This window comes from Rhodococcus sp. NPDC047139 (assembly GCF_040643435.1).
Taxonomy (GTDB): Bacteria; Actinomycetota; Actinomycetes; order Mycobacteriales; family Mycobacteriaceae; genus Rhodococcus.
In genome coordinates this window covers 222,036-240,200 of the sequence record NZ_JBEYUH010000004.1, presented here as the reverse complement: position 1 = coordinate 240,200, position 18,165 = coordinate 222,036, and the positions used below count along the sequence as shown (strand labels likewise).

The 18,165-nt window shown below is 66.8% G+C and carries 20 protein-coding genes and 1 tRNA gene; 13 read left to right on the top strand and 8 right to left on the bottom strand.

The features are described from left to right. Window positions 1-6: 6 nt before the first annotated feature. Complete coding sequence (locus ABZ789_RS06895) at window positions 7-768, bottom strand: 3-oxoacyl-ACP reductase family protein (RefSeq protein ID WP_358420894.1); 762 nt, start codon at window positions 766-768, stop codon at window positions 7-9. Window positions 769-1,211: 443 nt separating this feature from the next. Between ABZ789_RS06895 and ABZ789_RS06890 the strand changes: the two genes are divergently transcribed. The 6 genes from ABZ789_RS06890 (at window position 1,212) to ABZ789_RS06865 (ending at window position 5,825) form a co-directional block, all read left to right on the top strand. After that, window positions 1,212-2,513, top strand: a complete 1,302-nt coding sequence (locus ABZ789_RS06890) for a hypothetical protein (protein ID WP_358420891.1) — start codon at window positions 1,212-1,214, stop codon at window positions 2,511-2,513. Next, window positions 2,510-3,256, top strand: coding sequence for an ESX secretion-associated protein EspG (locus ABZ789_RS06885; RefSeq protein WP_358420888.1), 747 nt, complete (start codon window positions 2,510-2,512; stop codon window positions 3,254-3,256). Before ABZ789_RS06890 ends, ABZ789_RS06885 begins: the two co-directional genes overlap by 4 nt. Window positions 3,257-3,305: 49 nt before the next feature. Continuing rightward, window positions 3,306-3,779, top strand: coding sequence for a DUF309 domain-containing protein (locus ABZ789_RS06880; protein WP_358420885.1), 474 nt, complete (start codon window positions 3,306-3,308; stop codon window positions 3,777-3,779). After that, window positions 3,779-4,399, top strand: coding sequence for an LON peptidase substrate-binding domain-containing protein (locus ABZ789_RS06875; protein WP_358420882.1), 621 nt, complete (start codon window positions 3,779-3,781; stop codon window positions 4,397-4,399). The genes ABZ789_RS06880 and ABZ789_RS06875 overlap by 1 nt, the downstream gene beginning before the upstream one ends. 113 nt (window positions 4,400-4,512) lie before the next feature. Continuing rightward, a complete protein-coding gene (locus ABZ789_RS06870) occupies window positions 4,513-4,995 on the top strand; it encodes a nuclear transport factor 2 family protein (RefSeq protein WP_358420879.1) in 483 nt (160 codons plus the stop codon). After that, complete coding sequence (locus tag ABZ789_RS06865; RefSeq protein WP_358420876.1) at window positions 4,995-5,825, top strand: SDR family NAD(P)-dependent oxidoreductase; 831 nt, start codon at window positions 4,995-4,997, stop codon at window positions 5,823-5,825. The genes ABZ789_RS06870 and ABZ789_RS06865 overlap by 1 nt, the downstream gene beginning before the upstream one ends. A 37-nt stretch (window positions 5,826-5,862) precedes the next feature. Here the strand turns inward: ABZ789_RS06865 and ABZ789_RS06860 are convergent, their stop codons facing one another. Genes ABZ789_RS06860 through ABZ789_RS06850 form a run of 3 tightly spaced genes read right to left on the bottom strand, consistent with a single transcriptional unit; the run spans window position 5,863 to window position 8,743 of the window. Then, window positions 5,863-6,483 (bottom strand): LUD domain-containing protein, encoded by a 621-nt coding sequence (locus ABZ789_RS06860; RefSeq protein ID WP_358420873.1) that lies wholly within the window; start codon window positions 6,481-6,483, stop codon window positions 5,863-5,865. Next, window positions 6,480-7,988 carry a LutB/LldF family L-lactate oxidation iron-sulfur protein gene (locus ABZ789_RS06855; protein ID WP_358420870.1) on the bottom strand — a complete coding sequence of 503 codons (1,509 nt, stop codon included), beginning with the start codon at window positions 7,986-7,988 and terminating at the stop codon, window positions 6,480-6,482. The genes ABZ789_RS06860 and ABZ789_RS06855 overlap by 4 nt, the downstream gene beginning before the upstream one ends. Then, window positions 7,985-8,743 carry a (Fe-S)-binding protein gene (locus ABZ789_RS06850; protein ID WP_358420867.1) on the bottom strand — a complete coding sequence of 253 codons (759 nt, stop codon included), beginning with the start codon at window positions 8,741-8,743 and terminating at the stop codon, window positions 7,985-7,987. Before ABZ789_RS06850 ends, ABZ789_RS06855 begins: the two co-directional genes overlap by 4 nt. Window positions 8,744-8,842: 99 nt before the next feature. On the opposite strand from ABZ789_RS06850, the gene ABZ789_RS06845 reads away from it, so the two are divergent. Both ABZ789_RS06845 and ABZ789_RS06840 read left to right on the top strand, forming a co-directional pair. Continuing rightward, window positions 8,843-8,919: transfer RNA gene (locus ABZ789_RS06845), tRNA-Met, on the top strand. 130 nt (window positions 8,920-9,049) lie between these two features. Continuing rightward, a complete protein-coding gene (locus tag ABZ789_RS06840; RefSeq protein WP_358420864.1) occupies window positions 9,050-10,177 on the top strand; it encodes an AI-2E family transporter in 1,128 nt (375 codons plus the stop codon). Here ABZ789_RS06840 and ABZ789_RS06835 read toward each other — a convergent pair. Both ABZ789_RS06835 and ABZ789_RS06830 read right to left on the bottom strand, forming a co-directional pair. Beyond that, the gene (locus ABZ789_RS06835) at window positions 10,168-10,848 is read right to left on the bottom strand and encodes a CoA transferase subunit B (RefSeq protein ID WP_358420861.1); all 681 of its coding nucleotides are present in this window, start codon (window positions 10,846-10,848) and stop codon (window positions 10,168-10,170) included. The two genes, ABZ789_RS06840 and ABZ789_RS06835, sit on opposite strands and share 10 nt — an antisense overlap. After that, window positions 10,845-11,591, bottom strand: coding sequence for a CoA transferase subunit A (locus tag ABZ789_RS06830; RefSeq protein WP_358420859.1), 747 nt, complete (start codon window positions 11,589-11,591; stop codon window positions 10,845-10,847). Before ABZ789_RS06830 ends, ABZ789_RS06835 begins: the two co-directional genes overlap by 4 nt. Before the next feature lie 152 nt (window positions 11,592-11,743). Here ABZ789_RS06830 and pcaB point away from each other — a divergent pair, with 152 nt between their 5' ends. The 5 genes from pcaB to ABZ789_RS06805 all read left to right on the top strand — a co-directional run bounded on the left by pcaB (window position 11,744) and on the right by ABZ789_RS06805 (window position 16,812). Next, the gene (gene pcaB, locus ABZ789_RS06825) at window positions 11,744-13,093 is read left to right on the top strand and encodes a 3-carboxy-cis,cis-muconate cycloisomerase (protein ID WP_358420856.1); all 1,350 of its coding nucleotides are present in this window, start codon (window positions 11,744-11,746) and stop codon (window positions 13,091-13,093) included. Further along, window positions 13,090-14,259 carry a 3-oxoadipate enol-lactonase gene (gene pcaD / locus ABZ789_RS06820; protein ID WP_358420853.1) on the top strand — a complete coding sequence of 390 codons (1,170 nt, stop codon included), beginning with the start codon at window positions 13,090-13,092 and terminating at the stop codon, window positions 14,257-14,259. The genes pcaB and pcaD overlap by 4 nt, the downstream gene beginning before the upstream one ends. Continuing rightward, window positions 14,256-15,074 carry an IclR family transcriptional regulator C-terminal domain-containing protein gene (locus ABZ789_RS06815; protein WP_358420850.1) on the top strand — a complete coding sequence of 273 codons (819 nt, stop codon included), beginning with the start codon at window positions 14,256-14,258 and terminating at the stop codon, window positions 15,072-15,074. The genes pcaD and ABZ789_RS06815 overlap by 4 nt, the downstream gene beginning before the upstream one ends. Before the next feature lie 23 nt (window positions 15,075-15,097). After that, the gene (locus tag ABZ789_RS06810; RefSeq protein ID WP_358420847.1) at window positions 15,098-16,309 is read left to right on the top strand and encodes an acetyl-CoA C-acetyltransferase; all 1,212 of its coding nucleotides are present in this window, start codon (window positions 15,098-15,100) and stop codon (window positions 16,307-16,309) included. A gap of 68 nt (window positions 16,310-16,377) precedes the next feature. After that, the gene (locus tag ABZ789_RS06805) at window positions 16,378-16,812 is read left to right on the top strand and encodes a hypothetical protein (protein WP_358420844.1); all 435 of its coding nucleotides are present in this window, start codon (window positions 16,378-16,380) and stop codon (window positions 16,810-16,812) included. Window positions 16,813-16,846: 34 nt separating this feature from the next. Here ABZ789_RS06805 and ABZ789_RS06800 read toward each other — a convergent pair whose 3' ends face one another. Beyond that, on the bottom strand, window positions 16,847-17,881 hold the full coding sequence (locus ABZ789_RS06800; protein WP_358420841.1) for an NADP-dependent oxidoreductase: 1,035 nt from the start codon (window positions 17,879-17,881) through the stop codon (window positions 16,847-16,849). 97 nt (window positions 17,882-17,978) lie between these two features. Continuing rightward, a complete protein-coding gene (locus ABZ789_RS06795; RefSeq protein WP_358420838.1) occupies window positions 17,979-18,143 on the bottom strand; it encodes a hypothetical protein in 165 nt (54 codons plus the stop codon). Window positions 18,144-18,165 lie beyond the last annotated feature (22 nt).

The window sequence follows — 18,165 nt, the reverse complement described above, 5'->3', positions numbered from 1 at the left end:
GTGTCGTCAGGTGATGGTGAGTCCGCCGTCGACAGCGATGGTCTGACCGGTCACGTATGCGGACGCATCCGACGCCAGCCACACGGCGGTAGCCGCTATCTCCTCGGAATTTCCGGTGCGTCCGAGAATGATTCGCGACTCCATCGCCTCGAGGTATCCGGGCTGGTACTCGTCCGTCATCTCGGTGTGGAAGAAACCGGGGGCAATGGCGTTGACACGAATTCCCTTCCTCGATCCCCACTGCTGCGCCAGATCTCGGGTGAGTCCGATGACGCCCGCCTTACTGGCCGAGTAGGCCGCCTGTGGCAGACCCGCCGTGGTGAGACCGAGGACCGACGAGATGTTGACGATCGCGCTACCGGGCTGCATCACCCGGGCGACAGCCTGTGCGGCCCAGAATGATCCGTTGAGGTTGACGTCGATGACCTGACGGAACTGCTCCGGGGTCTCCCTCGTGGCGGGGACGGCTGTGCCGATCCCTGCGTTGTTGATGAGGATATCCACTCGGCCCAACTGTTCGACCGCCCGATCGACCATGCGCTGCGCCTGATCGGGATCGGCGATGTCGGTCTCGACCGTGACGGCCTGCCGTCCGGCTTCCCGGACCAGTTCTGCGGTCTGCTCCAGCCGGTCCACGCGGCGCGCGGCGAGTACGACGTCAGCTCCTGCCTCGGCGAAGCCCCGGGCAAACGCGACACCCAGGCCCGAAGAGGCGCCGGTGACGATGGCAACGCGGCCGTCGAGACGAAAGCGGTCGAGCACGGACATGGGTCATCTCCTCGCTGTGACGGGGCCTACAGAGACTGTATAGCCGACCGTCTTCTCATCCACCAAACAGCCTGTATCCAAAATTATTGGACAGCAGGCTCTTTCAGAGCCATATCCTAATCTTCCCTTCAGCGGATCCTATGCTTGCGCCGTCGCGAGGAGCCCGCGCGCCGGACCACCGTTACCGAGTCGACAAGCACTGGCTCATTTCTAAGCGCTCGCTTATCGTGCGATGCCGTAGGGGGCTTGTCAACAGCCGACGAGCGAGTTCGACTTCTCGATGCCGAAGGCGTCACGCTCGCCCTGATTGCGCCTGCACCTGGTGGGGACTGTGCGTTAGCATCGTCGCCACCATCGGATCGGGGGGATCTACGTGGACAGGGGAATATCGCGCCGCCGTCGGCTCCTCGAGACGCGAGAGCATCGGAAGGGAACTGTCCTCCATGTCCACGAATGACAACGTCGTCGACCGGCTACTGATGTCGCTCGGGGTCGACGCGCCGACCCCCGATTCGGTCACCCGGCGACAGGCGAACTACGACATGCTGGCCGCGCGCGTCGACGCGGGAGTCGATCCCGAGTACATCGCGGCGTTCGAGAACTTCCATGGCATGGACCATGCCGCCATCTACCGGCTCGCACAGAGCATCAGTCCCGTCGCCATGACCACTCTGGCTACCGAATGGGCGGATCTCGGAAAGGGATTCAGCTTCACGGTCGCATGGGGGACACTGATGATCCGCAAGCTCATCTCCCAGCACTGGGAAGGTGCGGCCGCCGACGCCGCGACGAAGGCGACCCTGCTGTTCGGTGAATCCGCACAGCAACTCTCCGACGCCGCGCGGGCGACTTCCGAGAAACTCCGGATCGCCGCGGAGGTCGGCGAGCGCGTGCGGTCGTCCGTTCCCCCACCCTCGGCGAACACCTCGCTCCTGATGTACGCGCTCGATCCGACCGCAGGTGCTGCGGCCGCTCGCCAGGAGGAAGCCGTTCGCGCCCAGGCCGTACGCGTGATGGAGGCGCTGTACAAACCGTATTACCGAGATTCGGGCACTGCGGTCCCGGTACTTCCCTCACCGTATGCGGCCACCACGGATCGTGCCGCCGAGACCTACACTCCGCACGGCTACGGCGAGTCGGATGCCGCCGGCGCTCGAGCCGCTACCGGCTCCGCCGGATTCCCCGGACAGAACGGAAACCGACAGCAGCCCGGTGAGCTCACCCCTGCACACGCAGTCGACCGTACGGACACCTCGATACCCGAAGAGGGCACCGACAGCGCGATGAACGAGAGCGGCCCCGCAGGCAGTGCCGGTTCGGATGGTTACGCGGCGACCACACCGACGTCGACCTACCCGGCTGCGGGCGGAGCACACGGCAGCCCGACCGGTCATGTGTACGGTTCTCCCTCGTACGGGCCGGGTGGAGGCCTCGGAGGCGGACTACCAGGTTCGAGCGGAGCAGGTTCGGCCGGCGGTGCGTCGCCGTTCGCGGCTCCCGCACCGCTCGTCACGGGGACTGCCCCGCACACCGGTAGCGCGAGCCAACCCGGTACTGCCACCACACGAGGGGCCGGTGTCCGCCCGTTCGGCATGATGCCGGGCATGATCCCGCCCGCAGCGTCGCGCGGCGACGAGCAGGACAAGCGTGTGGCGAGTTATCTCGTCACCGGTGACAACGGGAACGAACTGATCGGTTCGCTGCCCGATACCGCACCGCCGGTACTGGGAGCCGGACCGCTGTGAACCGGCATCTGACACCTGACAGATTCCTGGTGTCGTGGACCGCGGTGGGCGGTGACGATTTCCCCTTCCCATTGCGCTACCGCACCACCGCGATGTGGGAGGGCGATCACCTCGCAAACCTCGAGGCCGCTCGGACGTGGCGGCACCAGAGCCCCGATCCTGCCCTCGACGCCGCACTTCGGACACTGTCGGCCGCGCAGATCGCCGTGGAGGTCTACGGCCGTTCGACAGATCCGGCCGCCGAGGTCTTCGTCCGCGCCGCCGTGGACGGCGAACGGGCCGTCCTCGCGCGTCAGGACCCCGCGGCAGGAGATATCCGTCTCGTGACCACGACGAGCGAACGACTTCCGTATGTGCTCCTCGAACAACTGCCGCGTGTGGCCGCGGGAAGGGAGCCCGCACGGAGCGCGCCGAGTCACGACGTGCTGGGGCCGACCGGCCTCGGCGCGATCCGCCGCCCTGCGATCGATACGCACGCAGAGTCGTTGCGCCGGTTGCTGCGTCGTGAACGGTCGGCCACCGGCAGCATCCGGATACTTCGACACTCGAATCCTGGATACACGCCCGTCGCGGACATCGGATGGTTCGACGTGGTGGGCGACGGCCGGTACCTCTTCCGCCCCGGTGCCGATCTCCGTATCGGCCCGGGCACCGTCGACGCGTTCGCCCGGGAACTGTCTGCGCAGATGTGCCGGCCCCGCAGGTCGTCCGGAGATCGGCACTGGACGCTGCGACAGACTTGAGTGTCGTCGGTATCTCCTCCCGAAGTTGCCGGTCGTCTACGCTTGCCCCATGACGGACCGGGACCGCACACCCGACGGCAGGCCGCAGAACGCGCGTCCCCGCGACGCCCTCGGCCGTCCGCTGGCGCCCGGCGAAGAAGGCGTCGAACGTGTGCCCGAAGACCTCGACCTCGATGTCGAGGAGACGATCGCCGAAGGTCAGCGGCTCCTCGACCACGGCTTCCCCTTCCACGCGCACGAGGTATTCGAGGCGATGTGGAAGAAGGCACCGCCCGAGGAACGTCCGCTTTGGCAGGGCCTTGCGCAACTCGCCGTCGGACTGACCCATCTGCTCCGGGGCAACCCGTCCGGTGCGGCATCGTTGCTGAGGCAGGGGCAGGCACGGGTGCGGCACTACGAGGACGAGCCTCCTTACGGACTCGACATCGACGGACTCGCGAGCTGGGCCGACCACGTGCTCACCGAGATCGCTCGCGACGAACCCGTCCCCACTCCCCCGACCCCGCGCCTGAGGATGCCCTGATGCCGATTCTGCCCATGTTCCCGCTCGGCACCGCCCTGCTCCCCGGATCCGATCTCCCGCTGCGCATCTTCGAACCGAGATACCAGCAACTCGTCGAGGACTGCACCGCCTCCCCGGACGGCCCTCGCTTCGGTGTCGTCCTCATCGCCCGTGGCCACGAGGTCGGCGGAGGCGACCAGCGACACGACGTCGGCACCGTCGCCCGCATCATGGTCGAAACCGCTCTCGGTTCAGGTCGACGCGCACTGGAATGCATTGCAGAAGAGCGTATTCGCGTCGTCCAGTGGTTGCCGGACGATCCCTACCCGCGAGCCGAGGTGGAGATCTGGCCCGATACCGATTCCGGCCCGGTTGATTTCACCGAAATAACCGGTCCCATGGGTCGCTTGTACGGGGTACTCGATCGTCTCACCAACGGCCAGGCACCGGTTCCACCCGCCAGTACCGAATTGCCTGAGGATCCCGGCGCACGACTGTTCGCCCTCGCTCGGTACGTGCCGATGGGAGAAGCCGATCGCTACGCAGTTCTCGCCGCCCCCGGTCCTGCCGAACGCATGGCTGTCCTCCTCGAAACGATTTCCACCGCCATCGACCTGGCCGAGTGGAAGTTGAGGGGTTGAAACAGAATACGAGAATCGAACTGCCCGTTGACCGGGAGGATTCCGACGTCGCCCGGTGGTGGCGGATAGTGTCCGGGGACACACCGCTGTATCCCTGACCGGAAGGCCGTCTCATGGACACCGTCGAAGATCGATTGGCTCGGCTCGAAGCCATCGAGCAGATCAAGATGCTCAAGCATCGCTACTTCCGTGCATGTGACGCAAAGGATCCGGAAGCCATGCGCGGATGCTTCGTCGCTGGTGGCGCCGACATCTACTACGGCCCCGCCCTCGGCAGCTTCGACGATGCCGATGCCCTCGTCGACGTCTACTCCCGCATCGCGCTCGAACGCGTCGACGACCGCTACATCGTGCTCGACATGCATCACGGAATGCACCCGAGCATTCACCTCACCGGCCCGGACATTGCCACCGGTGCCTGGACTCTGCGGTTCCGTCAGGTGGATCTGCGCGCCCGGACGGAGCGCGTCACTGCCCTCGACTACGACGACACGTACGTGGTCGAGAACGGTGAATGGAAGATCTCGAAGTGTCACGTACAGATGCTGTGGACGATCCAGCGTGCACTGACCGACGACGTGGAAGTGGTGCAGTGATGACAGAACCGAAGGTAGCGCTCGTCACCGGGGCGAGCCGCAGCGTCGGCAAGGGCATCGCGTGTGCTCTCGGCTCCGACGGCTGGACCGTCTACGTCACCGCCCGCGGTCCCGTCGGTTCCGACGGCGCGCTGGACCGGACGGCTGCAGAGGTCACCGAACGCGGCGGTCACGGCATCGCGGTGCAGTGCGACCACACCGACGACGCACAGATCCACGAGTTGTTCGCTCGTATCGCCGGCGAACAGGACTCCCGACTCGATCTGCTCGTCAACAACGTGTGGGCCTCGCCGCCCGGATTCGCAGGCTTCTCGGAACCGTTCTGGAAGCGCCCGATCAGCGACTGGGACAGCCTCATCGGAGTCGGGCTACGAGCGCACTACGTCGCCTCCGTCGAGGCTGCACGAATGATGGTTCCGCGCGGTACCGGGATGATCGTCAACATCTCGTCGTTCGGCACACGCGGTTACCTGCATTCGGTGCTGTACGGCATGTCGAAAGCGGGTCTCGACAAGATGGCCGCCGACATGGCCGTCGAACTCCGGGGCACCGGGGTGACCACCCTGTCGCTCTGGCCCGGCCTGGTGAAGAACGAGGCGATGCTCGCCCGCGGGATCGACAACTTCGAAGGTTTCTCCCTGGCCAATGCCGAGACCCCCGAGTTCATCGGCCGGGTGATCGTCGCCCTGGCCGCCGACTCGGAGGTGAACGCGCGTAGCGGACACACGCTCATCACCGCCGAGACGGCGCTCGATTACGGCGTTGTCGATATCGAGGGCAATCAGCCGGATTCACATCGGGAGGTCTTCGGCGGCGGGCCGCTGTTCTGACGCCGGGAGCGGCCGCACCGTCGGTGACGTCGGTGACTCACACGATCACGACGTCCAACGTCCGCGGCCCGTGAACACCCTCGACGCGTTCGAGTTCGATATCGCTCGTGGCGGAGGGGCCGCTGATCAGCGTCGTCGGCCGCTCCGGCACGAGCCTGGCCAACGCTTCCGGCACCCCCACCTCGAGGCGGTTCATCGCCACTACGCAGACATGCAGATCGGGGACCAGGGACAGTGCGCGTCTGCCCTGGTCGGGACTGCCGTCGAGGAAGATCGTCCCGGTTTCGGCGCATGCCACGGCGGATGCGGTGACCACGCCGTCGAGGGATTCGAGGTCCGGCGCCGGGATATCGGCGCTGTCCACGACGATCTCGCCGTCGAACAGAGACAACCACGACGGGTCCAACCCGGCGGGCGCACCCACGCGGCGCACCTCACGCTGCAGCAGGACCCGCGCGATCGTCGTCGGCAGCCGGCCGAGCGTGCTGCGATGGACGTTCGCCTTGTAGTCGAGCAGGCGGTCGGCGAACAGTTCGAACCGGTCGTCGGCGGACATCGTGCGCCCGGTCCGATAACGGCGAGGCACTTCCACCGGAGCGGACTGCGACAGTGCGAGCGCGTCACGAATGCGGCCGAGCACCAAGTCTTTCGAACTCATTCGTGCCCACCCTCTCGCCGGGCCCGCTCGAGCGTGGCGCGGCCTTCCTCCGAGTTCCACCACTGCCGGAAGGTCCGCTTCGGTGGCGCGGGAATGTCGCGCGCATTCGTCCAGCCGCTCATCGGACCGGGCAGCGAACTGATGTGCCCTTTCTTTCCGGCAACCAGTCGCGCGACCCCCGCGGCCTTCTGTGCCATGGTCCACCGGGTCGAGGACGACATGGCCACGGACGCAGCCTTCATCGCCGCTGCCTCGAGTCTGGGCTTCGCTTGCTCGACCTTCTGGTGCCGCAGTTCGACGAGCAGAGACGGAATGTCGATCCGCACCGGGCACGCATCGAAGCACGCCCCGCACAGGCTCGATGCGAACGGCAGGGTCGCGTTGGGGTCGTGAGGCCGATTCATTCCGGCCAGCTGCGGTGTCAGCACTGCTCCGATCGGGCCGGGGTAGGTCGAACCGTAGGCGTGCCCGCCGGCACGTTCGTAGACGGGGCACACATTGAGGCATGCCGAACAGCGAATGCACCGCAAGGCTTCTCGTCCGATCCTGTCGGCGAGGGTGGCCGTGCGTCCGTTGTCGAGCAGGATCAGATGGAAACTCTGAGGGCCGTCGCCGGGTGTCACCCCGGTCCACATCGATGTGTACGGATTCATGCGTTCACCAGTCGACGATCGTGGCAGCAACTGCAGGAACACTTCGAGGTCGCGGTAGTCGGGAAGCAGTTTCTCGATACCCATGACGGTGATGAGCGTCTGCGGCAGGGTCAGGCACATCCGGCCGTTGCCTTCGGACTCCACTACCGCGAGCGTGCCGGTCTCGGCGATCCCGAAGTTGGCACCCGACACCGCAACCGGAACGGTCATGAACTTGTGCCGCAGATACTTTCGCGATGCCTCCGCCAGGTGCACCGGCACATCGTCGAGATCCGGATCGACACCCGCCATTTCGCTGAGGAAGATGTCGCGGATCTCCGACCGGTTGCGGTGGATGGCAGGCACCAGAATGTGCGACGGGGTGTCGTGCCCGAGTTGGACGATGAGTTCGGCGAGATCGGTCTCGTGTGCGGTGATGCCCTGCGCTTCGAGATACTCGTTGAGCCCGATCTCCTGAGTGGCCATGGACTTGACCTTGATGACCTCGTCGGAGCCGGTCTCACGCACCAGCCGGGCGACGATCTCGTTGGCCTCCTCCGCGTCGGCGGCCCAGTGCACCATCCCTCCCCGCGCGGTGACGGCGGCCTCGAACTGCTCGAGCAGCTCCGGTAGCCGGGCGAGCACGTCGTCCTTGATCGCTGCTCCCGCGATCCGCAGATCCTCCCAGTCCGGTACCTCGGCGGTGACCCGCAATCGCTTCGCCCTGATGGTGTGGGTGGCCTTGCCGAGGTTGCGGCGCAATTGGGCGTTGTCGAGTTCGTGACGCGCGGCGTCAGGGAAGGATTCGGTGCCGCGTAGATTCCCGGAACCGCGCGGCGGCAACGCCGGCATGCCCAGCGGGGTGGCGGTCATGTGTTGACCGCCCCGGCCGGCTCGCGGACGGATGCGAGGATCTGAGCGAGGTGGACGGTTTGGGTGCCCATCCGTAGCCGCGACATCCCGCCTCCGATGTGCATGAGGCACGACGAGTCGCCTGCCGTGCAGTATTCGACATCGGTCGCGGCGATGTTGCTGATCTTGTCGGCGAGCATCGCCGTGGACGTCTCCGCGTTCTTCAACGCGAACGTCCCGCCGAAGCCACAGCATTCCTCCGCGCCGGGCAGTTCGACGAGGTCGAGATCGCGAACCGCGCGCAGCAAGCGCACCGGCTTGTCGGCCACGCGGATCATCCGCAGCGAATGGCAGGTCGGGTGGTAGGTGACGCGATGCGGGAACCACGCACCGACATCTACGACACCGAGCACGTCGACGAGCAATTCCGACAACTCGTAGGTCTTGCCTGCGACGAGTTCCACGCGTTCACGCATGGCTGCACCGCCGTAACGAGAGGCAATCGTCTCGTGCTGGTGGCGGACGGATCCGACGCACGATCCGGAGGGCGCGACGACCGCGTCGATCGATGCGTCCCCGAACTCGTCGGCGAAGTTCTCGACGAGTGGCAGTGCGTCCCGCTGGTAGCCGGTGTTGATGTGCATCTGGCCGCAGCAGGTCTGCCCGGGCGGGAACACGATGTCGTGCCCGAGGCGGGTGAGCAGGACGGCCGTCGCTTCGACCGCCCCGGGAAACAGGGTGTCGCCGAGACACGTGGCGAACAGCGCGATTCGCATGAGCTCTCCGCATCGTCTGTGGTGGGGACCACACTAGCGCCGCCCGGACGGAGGGTTGGTAAAAGTGCCCTCGGGAGTCGTGTATGGTTGGAGATGCAACGCGGGGTGGAGCAGCTCGGTAGCTCGCTGGGCTCATAACCCAGAGGTCGCAGGTTCGAATCCTGTCCCCGCTACCACCGACCGGCCCGGACTCACACGAGTCCGGGCCGGTCTTTTTCGTCTCCTCTCCTGCGACATCGGTACCGCTCCCCCGGCAGCACACACCGAGTAGATTTCGCGGCAGGGTCGCTGCAGAGCGGAGGTGTGATGGCCAAACACGCAACCGTCGCCGATCGCCCGCGAACTCCGTCCTGGTTACGGCCCACGCTCGTCGGCGTGCTCTTTGCGGTCGCCTTCTATCAGATGTCGGGCTGGCTCTTCCACAACCTGAAGGGCTTTCTCGGTCTGCTGTTCCTGGCGTGGCTGTTCAGCATCACGATCGAGCCGATCGTCGATCGGCTCGAACGGCTCGGGCTGCGGCGCGGCGCCGGAACCGGGCTCGTGATGTTCTCTCTGCTCGTGCTCGTGATCGGGTTCTTCGCATTGTTCGGCACCCTCCTTGCCGAGCAGATCGGGCAACTGCTCAACAGCCTTCCCGATGCGCTCACGCGCGTGACCGATTGGGCCAACCGCACATTCGATACGAACTTCAAGTCGGGTGACGAGCTGCTCAAGATCACGCCCGATACGGCCCGCGATCTCGCGCAACGATTCACACCCGGTGTGCTCGGCGTGGTCAGCACGCTCGTCGGTGCTCTGTTCCAGGTGCTGACAATGCTGTTGTTCGTCTTCTACATGTCTGCGGAGGGGCCGCAGATGCGCCGTACGATCGCGAGCTGGTTCCCCGCTCGGCAGCAGCAGCTGATCGCAAGCGTGTGGGAGACCTCGGTGGAGAAGGCCGGGGGTTACGTCGTCTCGCGCCTGATCCTCGCCGCTGCCGGGTCGTTCTTCACCGGCATTTTCCTGCTGGTCATCGGCGTGCCCTACTGGTTACCACTCGCGATCTGGACCGGCGTCGTCTCGCAGTTCATTCCCACCCTCGGCACCTATCTCGCCATCGGCCTGCCCGCGCTCATCGCCGCAGTGCAGCACCCGCTCGACGGCGTATGGGTGATCGCCTTCGGCACCGTCTACCAGCAGGTCGAGAACTACGTGCTGCATCCGCGCATCACGGCGCGCACGGTCGCGATCCATCCCGCCGTGGCATTCGGATCGGTCATCGTGGGGGCCACACTGTTCGGTCCGGTGGGGGCGCTCGTGTCCGTGCCGGTGGTCGCGATCCTGCAGGCACTCGTGGAGTCCTACGGACACCGCTACGAGCTGATCCCGGAAGTGGGCGGTGAACCGCTGACCGAGGGTCCGGAGCTCACCGCCGACAACGACCGCTACGACTGAGGTGGGAACGACAACGGGACCGGTCGGACGATCAGCTTCGCCGCCGTCGCAGCAACCACGTCCTCGGTGCTCACCCCGGGTGCCGTCTCGACGAGCTTCAGTCCCTCGTCCGTGACGTCGATGACCGCGAGATCGGTGATGATGCGCTGCACGCACCGCTTGCCGGTGAGCGGCAGGACGCATTCCTCGAGAATCTTCGGGTCGCCCTTCTTGGTGACATGGTCCATCATCACGATGACGCGCTTGGCACCGTGCACGAGGTCCATCGCGCCGCCCATGCCCTTGACCATCGCGCCGGGCACCATCCAGTTGGCGATGTCGCCCTTGGCGGAGACCTGCATCGCGCCGAGTACGGCGACATCGATCTGACCACCGCGGATCATTCCGAACGAGGCCGCCGAGTCGAAGAAGGAAGCACCTGGGATGGCGGTGATGGTCTCCTTGCCGGCATTGATGAGCTCGGGGTCGAGTTCCTCCTCGGTCGGGTACGGGCCGACACCGAGCACACCGTTCTCCGAGTGGAGGATGACCTCGACACCGGACTCGAGGTAGTTCGGTACGAGGGTGGGCATGCCGATACCCAGATTGACGTACTGCCCGTCCTCGAGTTCCGCCGCGACACGCGCCGCCATCTCCTCGCGGGTCAGTCCCTGCTTCGTTGCCTGCGTCATGAGCGCACCGTCCGATTCTCGATGCCGACCTCGACGGGGCCGACGTGTACGACCCGCTGGACGTGGATGCCGGGCGTGTGGATTTCGTTGGGATCGAGTTCGCCGGGTTCGACGAGGTGCTCGACCTGTGCGATCGTGATGCGCCCCGAGGCCGCGGCGGGCGGGTTGAAGTTGCGGGCGCTTGCCCGGTAGACGAGGTTGCCGTGGCGGTCGCCCTTCCACGCGTGCACGAGCGCGTAGTCGGCGACGATGCCGCGTTCGAGCACGTAGGTCTCGCCGTCGAATTCGCGGGTCTCCTTCGCCTTCGACGCCAGGGCGATACCGCCGTGACCGTCGTAGCGCAGCGGCAGGCCGCCTTCCTCTACGGCCGTGCCGACGCCGGCCGGCGTGAAGAAGGCGGGGATGCCCGCGCCACCTGCGCGCAGGCGCTCGGCGAGCGTGCCCTGCGGGGTGAGTTCGACTTCGAGTTCGCCGGCGAGGTACTGGCGTGCGAATTCCTTGTTGGAACCGACATACGACGAGATGGTGCGGCGGATGCGCCCCTTCTCGAGCAGCAGTCCGAGCCCGAAGCCGTCGGTACCGCAGTTGTTGCTGACGGTCTCGAGGTCGGTGGCGCCCTGTTCGAGCAAGGCGTTGATGAGGATCTCGGGGATGCCGACCAGGCCGAAACCTCCGACGGCGATCGTGACGCCGTCGGGGATGTCGGCCACGGCCTCGGCGGCAGAGGCAACGACTTTGTCCATGTATGCCACGATACCCCCTGTTGTACGTAATGTGAACCGTTGTGCGCTGTGCGAACACACGGGTAGGATCGTTGCGAGCGCTGAATGGCCGCACTAGCCTGTTCGCATAGCGTTCACCCGTCCACATCGCGAACGTTTCGGATCGGAGGTCCGTGCCTTCCTCACTCTCAGGCGCCGGAGACCGGGGCCCGCTCTTCGACCCGGTCTTCGGAGCGGAAGCACTCGGCGCCGCCCTGTCGGACCGCGCATGGATTCGCGCACTGCTCGATGTGGAGGTCGCACTGACCCGTGCGGCTGCCGCGCTGGGCCGCGTCGAGGAAACGCACGCCGACGCCATCGCCTCCGCGGCCGCGACACTCGCCGAGGATCTCGACCCCGCCGACCTCGGCCGACGATCCGCAGCCGGGGGCAACCCCGTCATCCCCCTGGTCTCACTGCTGCGTGAACACGCCGACGCACCCGCGCGGGCAGTTCACGTCGGCGCGACCAGCCAGGACATCCTCGACACCGCTCTGGTGCTGCTCGCCCGACGCGCAGGCAAGATCGTCCTGACGAATCTGTGCTCCGCGGCCGACGGCGCCGCTCGCCTCGCCGCCACCCACCGCGCGACGCCGATGGTCGCGCGCACTCTCGGCCAGCAGGCCTTGCCCACCACCTTCGGCGCGCTCGCAGCCGGCTGGCTGCTGTCCCTGGACGACGCCGTCACCGAACTGGACCGTGCTCTCACTCGCCTGCCCGCCCAGTACGGTGGCGCCGCAGGCACTCTCGCCGCAGTCCATCCGGACGGGTTCGCGTTCGCAGACGCCGTCGCCGACCTGCTCGGTCTCGCGCGGCCGCTCGCGCCGTGGCACACCGCGCGCACCCCGATCACGACCCTCGCGACCACGCTCGGCGTCGCGGCCGGCGCCGTCGCGAAACCCGCCACGGACGTCGTACTCATGGCGAGCACCGAGGTCGGTGAGGTCAGCGAGGATGCGCCCGGCGGATCGTCCGCCATGCCGCACAAACGCAACCCCGTCGCAGCGATCACGGCACGCGCCGCCGCTCGCCGGGTTCCCGGCCTCGTCTCGACGATCCTGTCGTCGACCGACCACGAATTCCAGCGCGCCGCAGGCGCGTGGCACGCCGAATGGGAAACGATCTGCGACATCCTGCGCCTCACCGGCGGTGCCGCACATCAACTCTCGGTGAGTCTGGACGGGCTCCACATCCATACCGACGCTCTCGATCGCAACCTCGACCTCACCGGCGGCGCGATCCTTGCCGAAAAGGTCACGGCCGCCCTGTCCGAACACACCGACGACGCACGCACCATCGTCACCGATGCTGCGCTCGCCGGAAGGCGCCTCGACGAGGATCCCGGCACGACAGCACATCTGGACCCACACGAAGTGCGTGAACTGCTCGACCCCACACGCTATCTCGGCCATGCCACCGACATCGTCGATCGTGTTCTCGCCCATCACGACAGCGCCGACCGGATCTCAGGAGACACACGATGACCGTCATGCTCAACTACGAACAGCACGGCGACCCCGCGAAGCCGACCGTGCTTTTCCTCGGGTCGCTGGGCTCGGACCTGTCGATGTGGACCCCGCAGGTCCATGCGCTGTCGGCCGACTGGCACATCGTTGCGGTCGATCACCGCGGGCACGGCGGGTCACCTGCCCCCGCCGGCCCCTACACGGTCGGTGAACTCGGCGGTGACGTCGTGACCCTGCTCGACTCGCTCGGACTCGATCACGTCCACTTCGTCGGATTGTCGCTCGGTGGCGCCGTCGGCCAGTGGCTGGCCTCGCATCATCCCGAACGCGTCGACACGCTCACGCTGCTGTGCACGTCGCCGGCCTTCCAGCCGGCGCAGCCGTGGTACGACCGGGCCGCGTCCGTGCGTATCGACGGCCTGGCCTCGATCGCCGATTCCATCGTCTCCCGCTGGTTCTCCGCCGAACTGGCCGAACACGATCCGCAACTCGTCGCCCGCCACGTCGAAATGGTGAAGGGCCCCACCGACGAAGGTTACGCCGGGTGCTGCGAGGCGTTGGCGACCTGGGACGGCCGACCCGACCTCGCCCGGATCGTCGCACCCACCCTCGTCATCGCAGGCGAGCAGGACCCGGCCACCCCACCGTCGACGATGCGGGCACTCGCGGACGGGATCGCCGACTCGGCCTTCCATATCGTGTCCCCCGGAGCCCACCTCGCCAGTGTGGAGCAGGCCGGCAGGATCACGAAGCTCATCCGCGAACACATCTCGCGCGCAACCCCGTCCGCCGCCCACCGCACCGCGGTGTACGAGGAGGGACTCCGTGTCCGGCGCTCGGTCCTCGGCGACGCGCACGTCGACCGTTCCATCGAGTCGGCCACCGACTTCACCCGCCCCTTCCAGGATTTCATCACCCGCACGGCGTGGGGCGACATCTGGGCGCGGCCGGGCCTCGATCACCACACCCGCCGACTGCTCACCCTCGCGATCCTCACCGCTGTCGGCAACGAGCACGAACTCGACATGCACATCCGCGCCGCGCTTCGTGCCGGATCGGATGCCGACGAACTCGCCGAAGTCTTTCTTCACACCGCGGTCTACGCGGGCGTGCCGAACAGCAACCGAGCGTTCGCCCTCGGCAAGCAGGCCCTGGCCGAGGCAGAGGAAGCTGGTGGATCGTGAACACTCCCGATATCGAGACATCCGAGGTCACACGCGAGAACATCGCCGCGTCACCCGATTACGTACAGTCGCTGGCGCGCGGCCTGTCGGTCATCAAGGCCTTCGGAGCCGACTCGCCACGACAGTCACTCTCCGACGTCGCCCGCACGACCGGCCTCACCCGCGCCACCGCCCGGCGGTTCCTGCTGACACTGATCGAGCTCGGTTATGTCCGCACCGACGGCTCGCGCTTCTGGCTGACACCCCGGGTACTCGAACTCGGCTACAGCTATCTCTCCGCTCTCACACTGCCGGAGGTCGCGCGGCCGCACCTCGAAACGCTCGCCGAGAAGGTCAAGGAATCGACCTCGGTCTCGGTACTCGACGGCGACGACGTCGTCTATGTCGCGCGAGTGCCGGTCAGTCGCATCATGACGGTCACCATCACCCTCGGCACCCGATTCCCCGCCTACGCGACCTCCATGGGACGGGTGCTGCTGGCCGGGCTCACCGACGACCAGTTCGAGGCCTATCTCGCCCGGGCCGATCTCGCGCCCATCACGGGCAATACCGTCACCACGGCCGATGCTCTTCGCGCCGAGATCGCCGCGGTGCGCCGCAACGGATACTGCGTGGTCGACCAGGAACTCGAAGAAGGCCTGCGATCGCTCGCGGCGCCGATCCGCGACGCGTCGGGAAGCGTCGTGGCGTCGGTGAATCTGTCCACCCACGCCGCCCGGTACCGGCTCGAGACCGTGCACGACGAACTCGTCCCGGCTCTGCTCGCTACCGCGGAAGCGATCACCGCGGATCTCACCCGCACCCAAACCCACTAGTTTCGACTCGATCGAGGTAAATCATGACCGACGTAGTGATCTGCGAGCCCCTCCGTACCCCTGTGGGCCGGTTCGGTGGCGTGCTGAAGGATGTCGCCCCCGAGGATCTCGCCGCCACCGTCATCCGCGAACTCGTCGCCCGCACCGGCATCGCGCCGTCGGACATCGACGATGTGTTCCTCGGCCAGGCGTCGCCCAACGGCGAGGCGCCTGCTCTCGGTCGCGTCGCGGCCCTCAATGCGGGTCTGGGCGTGGAGGTTCCGGGTCTTCAGGTCGACCGGCGCTGCGGTTCCGGACTGCAGGCGGTGCTCCAGGCCGTGATGCAGGTACAGACCGGCGGCAGTGATCTGATCCTGGCCGGCGGCGCCGAGTCGATGAGTCAGGCCGAGTTCTACGCGACCGGCATGCGCTGGGGTGTCAAGGGTGAGGCCGTCGCGTTGTCCGATCGCCTTGCCCGTGCCCGTGTCACCGCAGGTGGCCGGGACTTCCCCGTGCCCGGTGGCATGATCGAGACCGCCGAGAATCTGCGGGCGGAGTTCTCCATCAGTCGGGAGGATCAGGACGCGCTGGCCGTGCAGTCGCACCAGCGGGCGGTCGCCGCGCAGAAGAACGGCGTGTTCGCGCAGGAGATCGTGCCCGTCGCGGTGCCGCAACGCAAGGGCGACCCTCTCATGGTCGACACCGATGAACACCCGCGCGCCGACACCTCGATCGAGACTCTCGCGAAGCTGCGGCCCATCCGGGGCAAGATCGATCCCGAGTCCACCGTGACCGCCGGCAACGCGAGCGGCCAGAACGACGGTGCCGCCATCGCCATCGTCACCACCTCCGAGAAGGCCGCGGCGCTGGGACTGCGTCCCCTCGCTCGCCTCGCGAGCTGGGCCGTGGCCGGTGTCCCGCCGCGCACCATGGGCATCGGGCCGGTGCCTGCCACCGAGAAGGCACTCGGGCGCCTCGGATTGACGCTCGCCGACATGGATGTCATCGAACTGAACGAGGCGTTCGCCGCACAGACCCTCGCGGTCACTCGGTCGTGGGGTCTCGAGGCCGACGACGAACGTCTCAATCCCAACGGGTCGGGTATCTCCCTCGGTCATCCGGTGGGAGCGACCGGTGGTCGCATCCTGGCGACCCTGTTGCGCGAACTGGATCGCAGGGAGGGGCGCTACGGCCTCGAGACGATGTGCATCGGCGGCGGCCAAGGGCTCGCCGCGGTCTTCGAACGCATCTCCTGACATCCGGAATCCGGTGCTCGCGACACGATCCGCCGTCGCGAGCGCCGGGAAATCCGTAGCCTCGGATCATGAGCGAAGTAAAGATCACCCGACCCACCCAAGCCCCTCCCCCACCGACCACGCGGCTCCGCACTGCGGCGCGTTATCTGCTGGCCGCCTCCCTGGTATTCGCCGGACTCGGTCACCTGTTCTGGGGCCGAAGGGAGTTCCAGGCCCAGGTCCCCGACTGGGTACCGATGGACAAGGACGGCGTGGTCATGGCCTCGGGCGGTGTCGAGATCATGCTGGGCGCCGGGCTCGCGGTCGCGAATCGCGACCGCGTGCGCGTCGGCCGCCTGGCCGCGCTGTTCTTCGTCGCCGTCTTCCCGGGCAACATCGCGCAGTATCTCGGCAAGCGCAGCGCATTCGGCCTCGACACCGACCGTAAGCGCTTGATCCGCTTGTTCTTCCAGCCGGTGCTCATCCTGTGGGCGCTGTGGTCGACCGGAATTCCCCGCCGCTGACGCGACCGGTGCCGGAGCAGCGGACCGATATCCGTTACTCCGGCGCCACCCGTACGAGCATCTTGCCGAAGTTCTTCCCCTCGAGCATGCCGATGAACGCCTCGGGGGCGTTGTCGAGGCCGTCGACGATGTCCTCGCGGTACTTGATCCGCCCGTCGCGTACCCATGCCGAGACGTCGCGCAGGAAGTCGCCGTACAGCTCCTTGACGAACTCGGTCTGGATGAAGCCGCGGATCGTCAGGCTCTTGGTCAGGATCGAGCTGAACAATCCGGGCAGGCGATCCTTGCGATCGAGATCGGCGCCGTTGTACTGCGCGACCAGACCGCACACGGGAATTCGCGCGTAGGTGTTGAGCAGCGGCCATACCGCTTCCTGGACCGGACCGCCGACATTTTCGAAGTACACGTCGATGCCCTCGGGAACTGCTTCGGCCAGGCGGTCGGCGAAGTTCGGATCGCGGTGGTCGAGTGCCGCGTCGAAACCGAACTCGTCGAGCAACGCCCGGCACTTCTCGGGCCCACCGGCGATACCGACCGCGCGCGCTCCCTTCAGTTTCGCGATCTGCCCCACCGCCGATCCGACCGGACCGGTAGCGGCTGCCACAACGACGGTTTCGCCCTGCTTCGGCTGCCCGATCTTCAGCAATCCGGAATAGGCTGTGAATCCAGGCATTCCGAGTACGCCCAGAGCGGTGGAGATCGGCGCGGCCTGCGGATCGAGCTTGCGCACCGCAGAACCGTCGACGACGGCGTGCGTCTGCCAGCCGGCCCCTGCGAGGACGTAGTCGCCCGGTTCGAGGCCCTGGTGCCGGGACTCGACGACCTGTCCCACCGTGCCGCCGACCATCACGTCCCCCAGCTCGACGTGCGCGGCGTACGACTTCGCGGTGCTCATCCGGCCCCGCATGTACGGATCGAGGGACAGGTAGACGACCCGCAGCAGAATTTGCCCGTCGCCGACCTCGGGAAGATCCACACTCTCGAACTGGAAGTTGTCGGCGGTGGGCGCTCCCTCCGGACGCGACGCGAGGACTATGCGCGTGCTCTGACTCGTCGTGGACTCACTCATGCCGACAGTGTGCCGCACACGGCAATGCCCTAAACGCCGCGTCGAGAAGATGGCGTGGCGATGCCACAACGGAGCCTTCGTGGCGGAGACTGCTCACTCAGGCGCTGCGCTGCACCTCACCGCGCGGAAGCTGGTAGTTCGAGAACAACTGCGAGTGGATCTGCTCGGTATAGGACGGTCCGTCCTGCTCGACGCGGGCAGGACGGCGGGTGGACGTAGTGGCGCGCGCGGCACCGATCTGGGACGTGGAGCGGATCGCCATGTCGATCTCCTCTCGGAAGGCG